Raw genomic sequence first — 15,320 nt, 5'->3', positions numbered from 1 at the left:
CTCATTATAATGCCGGGCTGGATTTTATAGTACGGTTAATTGCCGTTGCCAGTGAAGCTGCCCCAAAACCATTGTCAATATTAACCACACCGACTCCAGGTGTACAGCTGTTCAACATTCCCAACAGGGCAGCCAGCCCGCCAAAACTTGCGCCATAACCTGTGCTGGTAGGTACTGCAATTACCGGACGATCAGTCAGTCCGCCGACAACGCTTGGCAGAGCGCCTTCCATACCGGCAACAACAATGGTGACAGCTGCTTTTTGGATTAACTCCAGGTAATCCAAAAGCCGGTGCAAACCGGCTACGCCTACATCAAATAACTTTAAGACAGTATTACCCATCGCCTGTGCGCATACGGCCGCCTCTTCAGCCGCCGGCAGGTCGGTAGTTCCCGCGCTTATCACAAGGACAGGCGCCGGGTATAAAGGCTCGTCGGGCATGCCGTAAACAATACAGCGCGCAGTTTTATAATATTGGACAGCCGGGCACAGGCTTCTTACTGCCGCAAACATGCGGTAACTTGCACGCGTGCCCAATACTGTCCGATTAGAGTTAACCATTTGGTTAAATATTTCGGCTGTCTGTTCAGGTCTTTTGCCTTCGCAAAAAATCACTTCCGGAAAACCGCAGCGGATACTCCGGTGATTGTCTATCCTGGCAAAGTTCAAATCCTGATATGGGAGTAACTTCAATTGTTCCATAGCCTGGTTAACTGTAATTTCACGATCTGCTAAAAGCGATAGCATTTTTTCTAATTTTTCCCGATCCATACTCAAATACTTTCCTTTAAAAGACTTCGTGCGGCTTGTAAGGAAGCATCGTATACAACTCTAAGGGGGATATCTTTCTCACTGGCGATTTTACGGCAGTCCTCATATTCGGGGCTGATTTGTTTTTCTCTGTTCGTGGTGGCTGAAATTTTAACCCTGACAGGCCCGTATTCCGTTTCCACGCATATTTCCTGTCTGGGCAGAACGACCCGTCTTTCTTGATGAACCCGTATTCCGAGGCTGGTAGTTTCCTTAAATATAATATCAATCAATTTCTTTCTTGTTTCAAAAAAACATAGAACTGTAAGCAGACATCCAGACCGTCCTTTTTTCATGACCAGAGGTGTTATCGATACATCAATCGCTCCGTAGTTGAGCAGCTTGTCAGCAGCAAAAGCCAATATTTCAGGGTTTAAATCGTCAATGTTTGTTTGCAATACGGTAATTTCCTGTTTGGGATTAACGGGTTCACTATCTGTTGTATTTTCCGGATCATCATATTCCCCGATAAAAACGCGCAGGGCATTAGGAATTCCGTAATCGTTTTGACCCAGGCCGTATCCGGTATGGATCAGCTTCATGCCCGGCATGATCCGGGAAAAATCAGACAAAACAGTTACTATTGCCGCTCCGGTTGGTGTTACCAGTTCACCCTCAATGTCTATAAAGCGGATGGGAAAACCTTTTAATATTTCTGCCGTCGCAGGCGCCGGGACTGGAAATATGCCGTGACTGCACCTGACATAACCATGACTGATCGGCAAGGGCGAGCAGTATATCTTTTCGATGCCCAGTTCATCAAGCGCAAGAAGAGTTCCTACAATATCGATAATTGTATCTATTGCTCCTAGCTCATGAAAGTGGACATTTTCCAGGGGAACTCCGTGTACCAATGCCTCTGCTCCGGCAAGTTTAAGAAAAACCGCGGCGGCGTTATCTTTTATATCAGCGGGAAGAGAACTTTCTTCAATTAGCCGGGAAATATCGGAGAGATTCCGCAAAGGCAAGTAATGTTCGTCGAATATTACTTGAAACTTGGATCCTGTTATGCCATATGATCGATCCTTGAGGACCTTTAGTTCGTAATCCTGTATACCAAGATGTTTTAATTGTCCACTTATGTTCTCAAAGCTTGCGCCTGCATCAATCAAAGCTCCCAAAATCATATCGCCGCTAACACCGCTGAAACAATCAAAATAAAGTGCTTTCATCTTCAGCCCTCTGATTAATCGCAGGTTTTTCGCAGTAAAAACAAACTAATGGTTTTATTGTATATTTTACACATGTTTGCGTCAACCCGGTTAACTCTTGAGGACAGACATCTATGCCGTTTAAAGCGACTTCTCTAATAAGTCAATTTTCATAATAAGTCAAGCCTGACCCCCAATACGTTTAAAGCGACTTCTCTAATAAGTCAATTTTCATAATAAGTCAAGCCTGACCCCCAATAAATCTAATAAGTCAAGCCTGACCCCCAATAAATCTAATAAGTCAATTTTCATAATAAGTCAAGCCTGACCCCCAATAAATCTTGCGCAGGTTTTTTTAATTTGTTATACTTTTGCTTAAATAAATCGGGACATAGCATAAAAAGTCTGCAGCTCTTTGCCAAGTCTTTAGCTGGAGGTTTTTAAATCTGACTCACTTTACCTGATTGTCCCCGAAAAGGAATGGTCAAAATTGAAAAGAATCGGGTATTTGGGCCCGCCGGGAACATTTTCGGAACTGGCAGCCCGCTTCTATATTGATCAGCTCAGAAAAGTTGGTCATGATGAAGAAGCAGATGCAGTCTGCCTTTCTTCCTTTGCCGATATCTTATCCGCTGTTGAATCAGGTGAGCTCGAGGAAGGACTTCTTCCTTTCGAGAATTCAACTGAAGGTTCAATTAACGTAATACTCGATCTACTGGCCCACCGGTTTAAAGAAGTAAAAATCAAAGGAGAGGCGATTATTCCGGTTGTTCATCAACTCCTTGCCCGTCAATGGATGAGCGCTGACGAAATTGAGGTGGTAGTCTCCCATCCGCAAGCGCTTGCGCAGTGTTGGGGTTTCATTGAGCAGTATTTATACCTGGCACAAAAAAAGGAAGTCATCAGCACGGCTGAAGCTGCCCGGCTTGTATCCCTCCATCAGGAGCCATGGGCGGCAATAGGAACATCCCTGGCTGCGGAAACACTTAACCTTGTCGTTATTGCCGGGAACATAAACGATTATCCGGAAAATGCCACAAGGTTTGTAATTATAGCTATGCAGGATAGTAAACCTGTTTCCGGTTGTAAAACCTCTCTTATTTTATCTGTAAACGACCGCCCTGGAGCGCTGTATGATATTCTAAAAGAATTTGCCAGTAGGGAGATTAACCTGACGCACATAGAATCGCGGCCTACAAAGAGCAGGCTGGGTGATTATTTATTCTTTATCGATCTTGAAGGGCATCGTAAAGACGCGCATGTTTGTGATGCCTTATCATGTATCAAAAGGTATACGGTAAGTATGCGTATTTTAGGATCTTATCCCGCCCATGGCGCCGCTAAAAAACGAGAAAATTCTTGACATCAGTTTAAAGTAAGGGCTAGAATATTATCTGGACATGTTTCCAAAAAAAATATTATTATTGTCTGGTTTGTCTGGCAGGAGTAGGTTTCTAGAGCAACTTTTCAAAGGAGGTGGAGTAAGGGAAGTAAAGTATAAAACAAGTTATGTGACTTAATAGTAATGGATTTATTTTTTGAATTTTTTGGTTGATTAGAAACTCTGTTGGAAGGGAGTTAAAAAATGTCGCAGAAATATCATTATTTAGCGCGGCGGTTGCATTCCTTTACAGGAATTTTTCCGGTGGGCATTTTTCTATGTATACATTTATGCATCAACTCTTTCATCTTTAAGGGGCCGGAGGCCTATGACTGGGCAATCGGACTTTTAGAAAGGTCGCCGCTGACACCTTATATTGAAGTAGGTTTAATAGGCATCCCTATACTTTACCATGCGCTTTATGGTGTCTGGGTAACCTATATTTCAAAGACCAATACATTTCAATATAAGTATTACAGAAACTGGATGTTTTATTTGCAGCGCTTTACGGCAATTGTAACATTCATTTTTGTTTTCTGGCATATTTACGTCCTGAGAATAGCCAGAATCTTTACCGGGGCTGAGATGGATTTTGCCACTATCGCAGCGTGGCTCTCCGATCCTACTATTTATGTAGTTTATATAATCGGTTACCTGGCCGCTGTTTTCCACTTCTGCAACGGCATCTGGTCTTTCCTGATCAGTTGGGGAATTACAATCGGCTCAGAATCGCAAAATTTTGTCAGCTGCATCTGCACATTAATTTTTATTGCCTTGGGTGTTGTTGGTATTGCGGGCTTAACTCTTTTAAGCAACGCTGTTGTCGTAATACGTTGATAATTATTTTGCAGGGGAAGGGGTTTTAAAATTGAAGTTTATTGTTGTAGGCGGCGGCCTTGCAGGCCTAATGGCTACGATAAAAATTGCTGAAAAAGGCGAAAATGTAGATTTAATCTCTTTTGTTCACGTTAAGCGTTCCCACTCGGTTTGTGCCCAGGGTGGAATTAATGGCGCAGTAAACACCAAAGGAGAAGGAGATTCACCCTGGAACCATTTTGATGATACCCTTCTGGGAGGGGATTACCTGGCCAACCAACCCCCCGTGCTCGGAATGTGCGAGGCAGCGCCGGGGATTATTTATCTTATGGATCGAATGGGTGTTCCCTTTACACGTACTCCTGAAGGCAGCCTTGATTTCCGCAGATTCGGAGGAACACTGGTCCACAGGACTGCTTTTTCCGGTTCTACAACGGGGCAGCAGCTTCTCTATGCCCTTGATGAACAGGTTCGTTATTGGGAAACGCAGGGCAAGGTCAATAAATTTGAAGACTGGGATTACCTGTCTGCCGTAATTGATGATAACGGTGTTTGCCGCGGTTGTATTGCCCAGGATATGAAAACGATGGAAATAAGGTCGTTCCAAGGTGATGCGGTAATTCTATGCACTGGTGGTCTTGGCGCTGTCTATGGAAAAACGACGAATTCAATTATCAATACCGGCAGCCCGGCGAGCAGCGCCTACCAGCAGGGTGTATATTACGCAAACCCGGAAATGATCCAGATTCATCCCACATGTATTGGCGGAGACGATAAACTAAGGCTGATTTCTGAAGGGGTACGCGGTGACGGCGGACGCCTTTGGACATACAAAGACGGCAAACCCTGGTTCTTCATGGAGGAATGGTATCCTGCCTATGGCAATCTAGTCTCCCGTGATGTTGCCAGCAGGGGCATTTTTAAAGTGTGCCGTGAATTAGGACTTGGTCTGGACGGAGGAGATTCCGTTTATTTGGATGTTACCCATCTTGAACCCGACTGGATAGAGAAAAGACAGCACGGCGTTTTGGAAATTTACCGTAAGTTTGCCGGTGAGGAACCAACCAAAGTGCCTATGAAAGTATTCCCGGCGATGCATTATTCAATGGGCGGCATGTGGGTCGATTATAATCAGATGACCAACATTCCGGGCCTGTTTGCAGCCGGGGAATGTGAATATCAGTACCACGGAGCCAATAGACTTGGCGCAAACTCACTTATTTCCTGCTTATACGCCGGTACAGTAGCCGGGGACAAAGTAATGGAATACTGCAAGTCGCTTAAGAAAACCTCCAGCGATGTCTCAAGTAAAGTTTTTGATGCGGAAATGGCCAAGCAGAAAGCCGAGATGGATAAGATATTTAAGTTTAACGGCCCGGAAAATCCCTATGTGCTTAAAGACGAAATGAATGAATATATGTCCACTTATGCTGGTGTTGTGCGCACGACCAAACAGCTGCAGGATACTGACAAAAAGCTTTTAGAATTAATGGAGAGGTATAAGAAACTCGGTGTCTATGACACAGGCGGTTGGTCCAACAGGACAGCCATATTTATCCGGCACTTATGGAACATGTTCGAATTAGCCAGGGGAATAGTCGGAGGCGCTCTGCTGCGCAAGGAGAGCAGGGGCGCGCATTATATGCCTGAATATCCCAACCGGGATGACGAGAACTGGCTGAAAACCACCAAAGCCAAATGGACACCAAATGGTCCGGTGTTCTCCGTGGAAGATGTAGATATAACGTTAGTCAAACCAAGAGTGCGCCGATATGATGTCACTAAGGATCAGGTAATTAAAGAGAGCGCCGAAAAAGAGGCCGCCACGAGCAAGGAGGGGGCGAAATAAAAAATGAGTGATGTTATTTTAAAAATTAAACGTCAGGAGAGTCCTAACTCCAGGCCGTACTGGGAGGAATTTAAAGTTCCCGTTGCACCCAAGGCTAATGTAATTTCGTTGCTCCTTGAAATCCAAAGGAACCCTGTCAACGTGCAGGGCAAACCAACAACCCCGGTAATTTGGGACTGCAACTGCCTGGAAGAGGTTTGCGGCGCCTGCAGTATGGTGATCAACGGAGTTGCCCGTCAGGCATGCGCTGCCCTGGTAGATACGCTGAGTAAGCCAATTGTCCTGCAGCCGCTGAGCAAATTCCCATTGGTCCGCGATCTGATGGTTGACCGGCAAAAAATGTTTGAGAATTTGAAAAAGATCAAAGCGTGGGTTCCCATAGACGGAACTTATTACATGGGCCCTGGCCCTAAAGTTGCTCCCAGCGTTCAGGATGAACGTTACCTTATTTCATGCTGTATGACTTGCGGATGCTGCATGGAGGCCTGCCCTTACGTCAATCCCAAGACAAATTATATGGGGCCGACATGCATGGGACAGGTAAAGTTATTCAATGCCCATCCAACAGGAGCTATGTATAAAGACGAACGCTTGGACGCCATAGCAGGTGATGGTGGAATTGCAGATTGCGGTAATGCACAAAACTGCGAAAGAGTCTGCCCCAAGGAAATTCCGCTGGTTTCAATAATTGCCGAGCTTAACCGTGAGACTGCTTTCCGTGGATTTAACCGTTGGTTAAAAGGCAAGCCCAAAGGCCCCGGCCTAGCGGCTCCAGGCTAGAAAAGCAACTACAAGATGGTTTTTATTAATACAGGGGGACGGTTCTTGTGTTAATACAGGGGGACGGTTCTTGTGTATTCATTAATGAATACACAAGAACCGTCCCCCTGTATTTAGTTATGATGAATTTGCATATTTCTGTTCTTTATGGTATAAAAAAGTAACATTTAACCAAGGAGGCTTTTTTAATGAATTGCCCAAACTGCCAGCAAAACCTTCAAAATGATTTCAGATTCTGTCCTTACTGCGGTTCCGAAGTTAACAGGGGTCTTTTTTGCCCCTCGTGTGGGAACAAAGTGGAACAAAATTGGGTTTCCTGTCCCCAGTGCGGCACAGCTTTGAAGGGAATAACTTCCAGTCAAGCTCCTCAGCAGCAAATTCCGAGGCCGGAGCACCAGCCCTACGGATATCGTCACAGCAGTTCCGGAGGAAAACACCGCCGCAAGAAAGGCTTTCTGGGAGGACTGTTCTCCTCCTGAAAGGAACATTCTCACCACGGATATTGCTTTAAGTCATATCTTGGCCGAGGGAGTTATGGAGCCGTTCTAAAAGTCGAGAAAAATGGCCGGTTGTATGCTTTAAAGGCTTTGTTTAACAATGCTGAAGAGAGTCCTGATTTTCCGCCGTACTTTCACTTGGAAAAAGAAATCCTGGAACGTATAACCTGCAGAGGAACGCCGAGGTTTGTTGAAAGCTTTTCCCTGGAGGATGTATACTGTATAGTTCAGGAATATATACCCGGGTGGCCTTTAAGTTACTCTATTGATACAGGCTGCCGTTTTAGCGAACAAGAAGTCAGGGACATATTAATAAAGCTTTTCGCTATTCTCACTGAACTGCATTGCCCTTTAGTAAAAGAAAATGCAGTTATCCATCGCGATATTCGTTTGTCAAATCTTTTGCTAAATAAGGGAAAACTATATTTAGTTGATTTTGGTCTGGCAAGATTTCTTGATCCGCTTCAGTTTCCTCTTTGTCATGACCCAGTGGAAATCACTTCTACAGAAAAAGCGCTGAAATATGTCCGTCCTTTTCATAGTGTTAGAATGAAAGGGCAGAATATTCCCGGATATGAAACATACTCCCTGCTGCGCGGGGAAATCAGCCCCCGCAGCGATTTGTTCGGGGCAGGGGTTGTTGCAGTAGATCTTTTTATAAACCATGTTGAGGATGAGACACAATTTGAGTTGCCATGGGAGAAAGTTCTTAATTTGTCAGATTCATTTATTTCACTTATAAAAAGATTACTTAGCCGGAGTGACGGATTTGAAACTTCAATAGAAGCTTTGGAATGTCTGGAATCCCTGCCCGGACAAAAACATACATTCTTTAATATAATTGCGGACAACATTCCACCCATAAAATAAAATTTTGGAGGAGAAAATAACCCTCCAAATGTCTTTCCGGAAAAACAATATCACAATAATTTCAGTTTTTACGGGGGACATTTACCGCAGACTGATCTAAACAAAACCGTACTGAGGTAACGGTCACCCCGGTCAGGCAGCAGGGCGACAATTGTCCCGGAATCCATTTCTGCCGCCAGGCGACGCGCCCCCGCCACAGCAGCGCCGCTGGACATACCTGCGAAAATACCTTCTTCCAGAGCCAGTCTTCTGGTTGTTTCGAACGCTTCTTCATCTTCAACGACAATTATCTGGTCCAGCATTGCAGGATCGTAGATAGCAGGAACAATAGATTCTGTCATGTTTTTAAGCCCTTGTATCGTATGCCCTACTGTCGGTTCTATCCCGGCAATCTTTACTCCGGGTTTCTTTTCCTTTAGGTACTGGCTTATACCCATCAGTGTACCGGTTGTCCCCATTCCAGCCACAAATACATCAACTTCTCCATTTGTCTGAGAGAAGATTTCCGGTCCGGTTGTCTCGTAATGAGCAAGAATGTTATTTGCGTTTACAAATTGATTCGGCATGTAGTATAATTCCGGTTCGTTTTTCATGATTTCATGGGCTTTCCGGATGGCCCCGTCTGTCGCCTCACATGCGTTAGTAAGGATAGCTTCCGCACCGTGGGCCTCCAGGATATGCCTTCTTTCTATACTGACGCATTCAGGCATAATTAATTTTACTTTGTATCCCCTTGCCGCCCCGATCATTGCCAGCGCTATGCCTGTATTGCCGGAGGTAGGCTCCAAGATAACCCTGTCATGTGTTAATTCACCCGACTCTTCCGCTTTTTTAATCATGTAGTAAGCCGGCCTGTCCTTAACTGATCCACCCGGATTATTACCTTCAAGCTTGGCCAAAATTCTTACTCGGGGATTGCTGTTTAAGTTTTTTAAAGCTACAAGCGGGGTGTTGCCGATAGCTGACAAAACACTCATTATAGTTCTCACTCCTATATTTCTAAATTGCAAATCAGGTTTCTAAACAGACATAACTCGTCATAAATACCCCGGGTAACTAGAAAACGCTCTTTAACGCCTTCTCTTCCTCTTTTTCCCATTTCTCTGGCAGACATGGGATGCTCCAGGAGGTAAATTATTCTTTCAATCATTTCAGGTATACCCTTTTCACCGGGAGTTATCAAAAAGCCATTATAACCGTCTATAATCTGTGCCGGTATGCCTCCTGTATTACCGCCGATTACCGGTTTCTCCTTCCACATTCCTTCACTTACCGTAAGCCCGAAACCTTCTTTGACGGAGGGCTGCAGAATAATAGTAGACGCCCTCTGAAAGGCATTGATTTCTATATGACTGTCCGGAGGGAGATTCAGCAGCATAACATCCGGTATGTTTTTTGACTTATCGGCTAATTCATCGAAGATCCTGATATTTTCGGGGTCGTCGTAAGCTGTTCCTCCCGCCAGTAACAGCTGACAGGGAATTATTTTGCGTATCTTTTTAAAAGCCTCTATGGCTGCCAGATGTCCCTTAAAAGGATCAAAACGGGAGACCAGCGTAAGGAGGGGTTTCTTTTTCGGATCTTCGATTCTAAATTTATCAAGCACAGCTTGTATCTCTTGTTTCGTCAATTCTTTATTTTTGTCTGAAAGGGGATCAATATACGGCAGAATAAGAATTGACGGTACTTTCCACGGCGGAAGGAACTGAGGTGAAGAAAAGATTGTTGCGTCATAGGACTCGATCAGGGTCCTTAAAAACTCCGTTACAAAAAAATCTTTTGGCAGGAGCTGAATATGACACCGCCAGATCCATTTCTGTTTTTTCCTTATTGCAGTGTCGAGGAATTTTATCATTCCGGCCGGTTGTGGATCGTGGATAAGGATTATATCCGCGTCCTGGTCAATTAATTTAAAGTTGGCCTTGTTTGTATCCCAATATACTTTCGTTCCGACAAGATCCGGAATTCCCATCTTGCCCTGGATAAAATTATGGATCGTTTTCGTATAGTTAAAGAAATCTATATTTCCCGTAATAACTTCCCAGTTCATGTCAAGCCCCAGGACACGTTCAAGGGGAATTATTGAATGCAGCATCTCAGCAACGCCGCCGCCGAACCGCGCCGAATTGATCTGCTGTACTTTCAGCCCTTTAACTTCGTTTCCCAGCTTGATTAGTTCCTCTATGATTTGCGGGCCGACAATTTCAGCGTATTGATCAAGTGTTTTTGCAGGAGGAATGCCTTTCTCTGTTTTTAAAACTGCCTGGTCTTCTTTTTCCTGGAGATTTGTTTCCAATGTGATAACCGCCTCTCCTTCTCATTTTTGAATCATTATATTATTTTTTAGCTTATTCTATATTTGAAGCCATGTTTCTTTCTATTTTAAACAGAGTTGTTGTTGTTGTAAATGGGTGTAGATTAGATTGTTGCCTTTTGTAATTCCAGGGTGATATAATACCCAATGCATATTTTTTTCAAGGAGGCAAATATAAAAATGCGCTTAACCGTTCTCGGATGTTGGGCTCCATACGCACCTGTGGACGGCGCCTGTTCCGGCTACCTGCTGCAGGACGGCGGCGCCAACATTCTACTTGATTTGGGACATGGCGCATTCAGCCGTTTAGGACATTTCATACATCATGCAGATATAAAGGCGGCTGTCATAACCCACCTGCATCCCGATCACTACGTTGATTTGCACTGCCTGCGGCATGCCACTAGAGGCGCTCTAAGAGACGGTCTGAGAAGGAATCACATACAACTGTTTTTACCCTCGGAACCACACCATATTTTCAAGGAACTTCAATCCTGCTCGGATGCCTTTGAGGTAACGCCTATTGAAGACCTGCCGGTTGAAAAGCTGTCTTCCGGCGCCAGTGTGCGGCAGGCTAAGATCGGCGCAGTGAATATTTCTTTTCTTCCAGTGCATCATTCAACCATGAGCGCCTACGCCTTGGGAATAGAAGGCTCCGGTTATCTGGTTTATTCCGGGGACGCAATACCCGGCAAAGAGTTAACCGAGCTTGCTGAAAAAGCCGGTATCTTCCTTTGTGAGGCAAGCGGACTGGATAAAGACCTGGAGGCTTTCAAAGAGCTGCATTTTACTGCGCGGCAGGCCGGGGAACTGGCTGCGCGGGCTAAAGTCAAGGAACTTATTATAACTCACTTTTACCCTGAATATGATCTTGAGCAGCTACGCTCCCAGGCCCAGGAAGGATATGGCCGTCCGGTAGTTCTTGCGCAGGAAGGAGACACTTACTTCTTATATTAAAAGGATAATGATATGAAACTAATTCTGGCAACCCGCAACCAGGGAAAAACTAAAGAACTAATTTCTTTGCTGAGCCCACTTGATCTTGAGGTGGTTTCCCTGTCTTTATATCCCGAATTGCCCGAGATCATTGAGGATGGATCTACATTTACTGAGAATGCCTTAAAGAAGGCTAAAACTGTCGCTCTGGCAACCGGCTGCCTGGCAATGGGCGACGATTCGGGATTAGAGGTAGATTATTTGAACGGCGCCCCGGGAATATTTTCAGCGCGTTTCGCGGGCGAAAAAAGCGATGATCTTGCTAACAACACGAAACTTCTAAAATTATTGAAGAACGTACCCTGGGAACAACGTAAGGCGCGATTTTTTTGTGTTGTGGCAATTGCCACCCCATCCGGAAGGATTTTTACCGCCGAAGGCAGCTGCCATGGGTTAATCGCTTTTGAACAAAAAGGCGCCGGAGGATTCGGTTATGATCCTCTTTTTTATGTACCCGAATTTGAGAAGACTTTTGCCGAACTCGAACCTGATGTAAAAAATAAAATCAGCCACCGGGCGCGTGCTCTTGCCGGTACATATAAGATACTGCTGGAAATAATTCAAAATAAATTAATCTTTTAAACTCAAATCTTTAACTAAAACGTTTACTGCCTTAACAGTAAGACCTGTCATATCTTCAACGCGTTTCTTGACCGCATACTGCACTTTGTGGCTCACAGTTTTTAAGTTATAGCCATGAATTATCGTCGGAAACAGATCCAGAACAACGTCCTGTTCCGATCGTGTAATATGCACTCTGCCTGTTTTCTTAACACCGTCAATTTCTTCGGCTGCCCTGGTAATAATAGATATTAAAGCGCTGTGGGAAACAGAGATTTTACCATAGCCTGTAAAGGAAGGCCGCACAACTGATTGCTCCGACCAGCTTTTTATCTCGGGTGTGCTTTTGCGCTTTAAAAAGACCTGTAAAGGATCAATTAATGTATCCGGAAAAGATTTTTGAACTTCCACAGTAGGAGCAGGAATAACATGTTTGCTGTGCTGCTTGCGAAGCATCCTGGCTTTGCGGATTTCTTTGGGTGACGCCACTTCTTCTATAGAAATAATCCTGCTGAAAGAATCAAGTCTGAGATTGTTTCTTATTCTTTCAGCCATCCGTTTGGATGTTGCCAGAATCAGCACTCTCTGAGGGACAAATTTCAAAATTGCCGATCTGGCCAGTTCCGCCTCGTTTTTGTCAAGAAAAAGCGCAGTCTTTATGGCTCCTATCCGGGTAGGCTGCTTTTTTGCGGATGAACCCGCGAGTATTTGAGTTCCTTTGATGACCAGGCCGTCATCAATAATCAGATCTGCATCCAACTCGTGAGCAAGCGCTATTGCACGGTGGCTTTTTCCAGTTCCGCTGGGGCCTGTTAACGCAAAAACCTCCACTTTGTACCCCTTTACAATTTATTTCCGGCCAGTTTAAGCACCATCTCTTCATCAGGATTTGCATTTATCGTTCGCTGGCCGGTATAAGTGACAAAACCCGGCTTTGCGCCAGGCGGTTTATGTACATTCTTACGAAATGTATAATCCACGGGAACATTTTTATTCTGTCTGGCCTTGCTGAAATGCGCCGCCAGGCAGGCAGCTTCCAGTAAGACACCCGCAGGTGTTTCAGACAAACTCTTTTCCGTTTTGATTATTACATGCGCTCCCGGATAATCCTTTACATGAAGCCAGATATCATTATCCTTAGCCAGATGTGTGACCAGGTAATCATTTTGGCGGTTGGTCTTACCGACTAGCGCCGTAAAGCCTTCGGATAATTTGAAAACCAGCGGCTGAGGCGTTTTATGAACTGTTTTCACCTTACGAGGACCGGAATTATCTTTAAGATACCCCTGCTTGTTTAATTCTTCTTTTATTTCGGATATTTCCTGATCAACGGATGCCATATTCAGGTTTGTTTCGACGCAGGCAAGATAATTAAGTTCTTTTAAGGTTTGTTCTTCTATCCTGGCGGCTGTTTTGGAAGCTCTCTTGGCTTTGGCATATTTCTTAAAATAAGCCTGGGCATTTTCAACGGGTCCCAATTCAGGATTTAGATTAATATCTGCTTTTGAACCGGACACATCATAAAAGTTATCAAGACTAACTCTTACAGATCCTCTGCTTATTTGATGAATGTTGGCCATAATCAATTCCCCTGATATCCTCAGCTGCTCAGTTTTTTCTTCCTTTCCCAGGTATTCGCGCTGGAATTCCAGCTTCTTAGAAAGGTTCACGGTCTGTTTGAGCACTGTTTTAAGAAGAAAGCTTCTTTCCTTCCCGCGCCGCAAATCGTCTTCCTTAAGGCTATAAAACTGTTCAACGTTATCGTTCATCGAACCTTTTTTTCTCAATTGATCTCCGTAACAAGTCAGGTCAAACGCGCTGAATTCTACCGGTTCCCCCTGCCTGTTTAAAACAAGTGTCGGTTGAAATAGATTCTGTCTTGCCTGAATTATTATCTCCTGAAGAACTGCCCATATTTTATTAAGCTCGTACTCTCCGCACTCGTTTAAAGTAAGTTCCGCAGGAAGCCCTGTACGGTAAAGTATTTCTTTGGCTAAAGGAGTGCTGAATCCCTCCAGGCAGTTTTGCAGGCATTTAACTATGAGATCGTCTAAAGGCCTTTTCATCAAAGATTCGAACAGGTCTTTCTCCGTCATATTCAACGTGTCCAGCTTTTCCTGTGCCGGTGGTGGTATGTATATGCGCCCCGGCAGCACTTCCCTGTGCCGGCTTAATACATGGGAGTATTTTTTAATGGCGTCGGTTATTTTTCTGCTTTGAACATCGACAAGAATAATATTGCTGTGTTTTCCCATAATTTCGCAGATCAGGTGTTTTGTCACTGCCTGGCCTATTTCGTTTTGCGCTTCTATTTCAAGAGAGATAATACGTTCCAGGCCGGGTTGAATTATACTCTTTATACGGCCGCCTTCCAAATGCTTTCTAAGGACCATGCAGAAAGAGGGTGGGGAAGCCGGGTTCTCCTTTGGCTGCTTAAACAGGTGTATACGCGCAAAAGAAGGATGTGCGCAAAGCAACAGACGCATCTTTTCCTTTGTGCGATGCAAATTTAAAGCTACAGTGTCCTTGGAAGGCTGATAGACCCGATCAACCCTGCTCCCAATTATTTTATCTTCCAGTTCATGGCGTACTGCGGCAAGCACAAAACCGTCGAATGGCATATTTAGTCTCCCTGCCGGTTTCCTGATTGGTATTATTATACCACAACTTACATTGGCGTTGACTTCTTCCGGGTTTTGTGTGAAAATTACATTGTTGACTTTTTAACGGGGCGTAGCTCAGTTTGGCTAGAGCGCACGGTTCGGGACCGTGAGGTCCGCAGGTTCAAGTCCTGTCGCCCCGACCATGGAAATAGCGGTTCTACACCATAACGACAATATAACGTTTTAAAAAATAAACCGGGGCAATGTACCCTGGTCTTATTTTTTATGATTGTCTTTTCTTTCAATATGTGATCCTATCAGAATTGGCTTTTGGAATACCGCACCGTCACGATGACGACCTGTTTCCTAGCCACCGGCGTATTTATCCAAAGTGCCGTCTCCTTAATGTGGAGAGAGCTTTCCTCGCATCCAACAACTGGCTGCCAGATGCATACTCGGCCTCGGCTTCCATGATGGCGGCGTCAAGTTCCCGTTCTTCCAGCATGGCTTCGTAAGTTTCAATGCTCATAACTACCAGATCACCATAGCCGTTTTTTGTAATGAAAATTGGCTCTTTCTTGGCGTGGCAGATGTCGGAAATTTCGTTGGTATTTCTCAAATCCGTAATCGGTCTGATCTGCGGCATGACTGCGCCTCCTCTATTGTACATAATTATAGCATTATTCTGCCC

The 15,320-nt window shown here is 44.6% G+C and carries 15 protein-coding genes and 1 tRNA gene; 9 read left to right on the top strand and 7 right to left on the bottom strand.

Annotated features, from left to right (window positions below; genetic code table 11):
- Positions 1-4 precede the first annotated feature (4 nt).
- Both larB and larC read right to left on the bottom strand, forming a co-directional pair.
- The gene (gene larB / locus DEH07_01840) at positions 5-772 is read right to left on the bottom strand and encodes a nickel pincer cofactor biosynthesis protein LarB (GenBank protein HBY03293.1); all 768 of its coding nucleotides are present in this window, start codon (positions 770-772) and stop codon (positions 5-7) included.
- A gap of 2 nt (positions 773-774) precedes the next feature.
- Complete coding sequence (gene larC / locus DEH07_01835; GenBank protein ID HBY03292.1) at positions 775-1,983, bottom strand: nickel pincer cofactor biosynthesis protein LarC; 1,209 nt, start codon at positions 1,981-1,983, stop codon at positions 775-777.
- Positions 1,984-2,392: 409 nt separating this feature from the next.
- On the opposite strand from larC, the gene DEH07_01830 reads away from it, so the two are divergent.
- The 6 genes from DEH07_01830 (at position 2,393) to DEH07_01805 (ending at position 8,155) form a co-directional block, all read left to right on the top strand.
- Positions 2,393-3,325: a prephenate dehydratase gene (locus DEH07_01830; protein ID HBY03291.1), complete on the top strand. Its 933-nt coding sequence runs from the start codon at positions 2,393-2,395 to the stop codon at positions 3,323-3,325.
- A gap of 222 nt (positions 3,326-3,547) precedes the next feature.
- On the top strand, positions 3,548-4,180 hold the full coding sequence (locus DEH07_01825) for a succinate dehydrogenase (GenBank protein ID HBY03290.1): 633 nt from the start codon (positions 3,548-3,550) through the stop codon (positions 4,178-4,180).
- Between the two features lie 70 nt (positions 4,181-4,250).
- Positions 4,251-6,008: a succinate dehydrogenase flavoprotein subunit gene (locus tag DEH07_01820; GenBank protein ID HBY03289.1), complete on the top strand. Its 1,758-nt coding sequence runs from the start codon at positions 4,251-4,253 to the stop codon at positions 6,006-6,008.
- A gap of 3 nt (positions 6,009-6,011) precedes the next feature.
- Entirely contained in the window at positions 6,012-6,788 is a 777-nt protein-coding gene (locus DEH07_01815; protein HBY03288.1) for a succinate dehydrogenase iron-sulfur subunit, read from the top strand.
- A gap of 188 nt (positions 6,789-6,976) precedes the next feature.
- Positions 6,977-7,267: a hypothetical protein gene (locus tag DEH07_01810; protein HBY03287.1), complete on the top strand. Its 291-nt coding sequence runs from the start codon at positions 6,977-6,979 to the stop codon at positions 7,265-7,267.
- A gap of 90 nt (positions 7,268-7,357) precedes the next feature.
- Positions 7,358-8,155, top strand: coding sequence for a hypothetical protein (locus tag DEH07_01805; protein HBY03286.1), 798 nt, complete (start codon positions 7,358-7,360; stop codon positions 8,153-8,155).
- A 68-nt stretch (positions 8,156-8,223) separates the two neighbouring features.
- Here DEH07_01805 and cysM read toward each other — a convergent pair whose 3' ends face one another.
- Both cysM and DEH07_01795 read right to left on the bottom strand, forming a co-directional pair.
- Positions 8,224-9,132 (bottom strand): cysteine synthase B, encoded by a 909-nt coding sequence (cysM, locus tag DEH07_01800; GenBank protein ID HBY03285.1) that lies wholly within the window; start codon positions 9,130-9,132, stop codon positions 8,224-8,226.
- A 14-nt stretch (positions 9,133-9,146) separates the two neighbouring features.
- Positions 9,147-10,451, bottom strand: coding sequence for a glycosyl transferase family 1 (locus DEH07_01795; GenBank protein HBY03284.1), 1,305 nt, complete (start codon positions 10,449-10,451; stop codon positions 9,147-9,149).
- A 198-nt stretch (positions 10,452-10,649) separates the two neighbouring features.
- Here DEH07_01795 and DEH07_01790 point away from each other — a divergent pair, with 198 nt between their 5' ends.
- Both DEH07_01790 and DEH07_01785 read left to right on the top strand, forming a co-directional pair.
- Positions 10,650-11,426, top strand: coding sequence for an MBL fold metallo-hydrolase (locus DEH07_01790; GenBank protein ID HBY03283.1), 777 nt, complete (start codon positions 10,650-10,652; stop codon positions 11,424-11,426).
- A gap of 12 nt (positions 11,427-11,438) precedes the next feature.
- The gene (locus DEH07_01785; protein HBY03282.1) at positions 11,439-12,047 is read left to right on the top strand and encodes a non-canonical purine NTP pyrophosphatase; all 609 of its coding nucleotides are present in this window, start codon (positions 11,439-11,441) and stop codon (positions 12,045-12,047) included.
- Here DEH07_01785 and DEH07_01780 read toward each other — a convergent pair.
- Complete coding sequence (locus DEH07_01780; GenBank protein HBY03281.1) at positions 12,036-12,857, bottom strand: Asp23/Gls24 family envelope stress response protein; 822 nt, start codon at positions 12,855-12,857, stop codon at positions 12,036-12,038. The genes DEH07_01785 and DEH07_01780 overlap by 12 nt on opposite strands.
- A gap of 11 nt (positions 12,858-12,868) precedes the next feature.
- Complete coding sequence (locus DEH07_01775) at positions 12,869-14,647, bottom strand: fibronectin/fibrinogen-binding protein (protein ID HBY03280.1); 1,779 nt, start codon at positions 14,645-14,647, stop codon at positions 12,869-12,871.
- A 106-nt stretch (positions 14,648-14,753) separates the two neighbouring features.
- Here DEH07_01775 and DEH07_01770 point away from each other — a divergent pair.
- Positions 14,754-14,832: transfer RNA gene (locus DEH07_01770), tRNA-Pro, on the top strand.
- A 179-nt stretch (positions 14,833-15,011) separates the two neighbouring features.
- Here the strand turns inward: DEH07_01770 and DEH07_01765 are convergent.
- Positions 15,012-15,275 (bottom strand): prevent-host-death protein, encoded by a 264-nt coding sequence (locus DEH07_01765; protein ID HBY03279.1) that lies wholly within the window; start codon positions 15,273-15,275, stop codon positions 15,012-15,014.
- Between the last annotated feature and the right edge of the window lie 45 nt (positions 15,276-15,320).

Source organism: Desulfotomaculum sp. (genome assembly GCA_003513005.1).
Classification (GTDB): Bacteria; Bacillota; Desulfotomaculia; order Desulfotomaculales; family Nap2-2B; genus 46-80.
Note: the sequence above shows the minus strand (reverse complement) of the source record. Positions and strands in the feature narration are given on the sequence as shown.

Bases quoted from the DNA above. Each gene is read 5' to 3' on its own strand.
- DEH07_01775 (HBY03280.1), bottom strand. From the start codon at position 14,647: ATGCCATTCGACGGTTTTGTGCTTGCCGCAGTACGCCATGAACTGGAA.
- DEH07_01820 (HBY03289.1), top strand. From the start codon at position 4,251: ATGGCTACGATAAAAATTGCTGAAAAAGGCGAAAATGTAGATTTAATC.
- larB (HBY03293.1), bottom strand. From the start codon at position 772: ATGGATCGGGAAAAATTAGAAAAAATGCTATCGCTTTTAGCAGATCGT.
- DEH07_01790 (HBY03283.1), top strand. From the start codon at position 10,650: ATGCGCTTAACCGTTCTCGGATGTTGGGCTCCATACGCACCTGTGGAC.
- DEH07_01815 (HBY03288.1), top strand. From the start codon at position 6,012: ATGAGTGATGTTATTTTAAAAATTAAACGTCAGGAGAGTCCTAACTCC.
- DEH07_01765 (HBY03279.1), bottom strand. From the start codon at position 15,275: ATGCCGCAGATCAGACCGATTACGGATTTGAGAAATACCAACGAAATT.
- DEH07_01785 (HBY03282.1), top strand. From the start codon at position 11,439: ATGAAACTAATTCTGGCAACCCGCAACCAGGGAAAAACTAAAGAACTA.
- DEH07_01810 (HBY03287.1), top strand. From the start codon at position 6,977: ATGAATTGCCCAAACTGCCAGCAAAACCTTCAAAATGATTTCAGATTC.
- DEH07_01825 (HBY03290.1), top strand. From the start codon at position 3,548: ATGTCGCAGAAATATCATTATTTAGCGCGGCGGTTGCATTCCTTTACA.
- cysM (HBY03285.1), bottom strand. From the start codon at position 9,132: ATGAGTGTTTTGTCAGCTATCGGCAACACCCCGCTTGTAGCTTTAAAA.
- larC (HBY03292.1), bottom strand. From the start codon at position 1,983: ATGAAAGCACTTTATTTTGATTGTTTCAGCGGTGTTAGCGGCGATATG.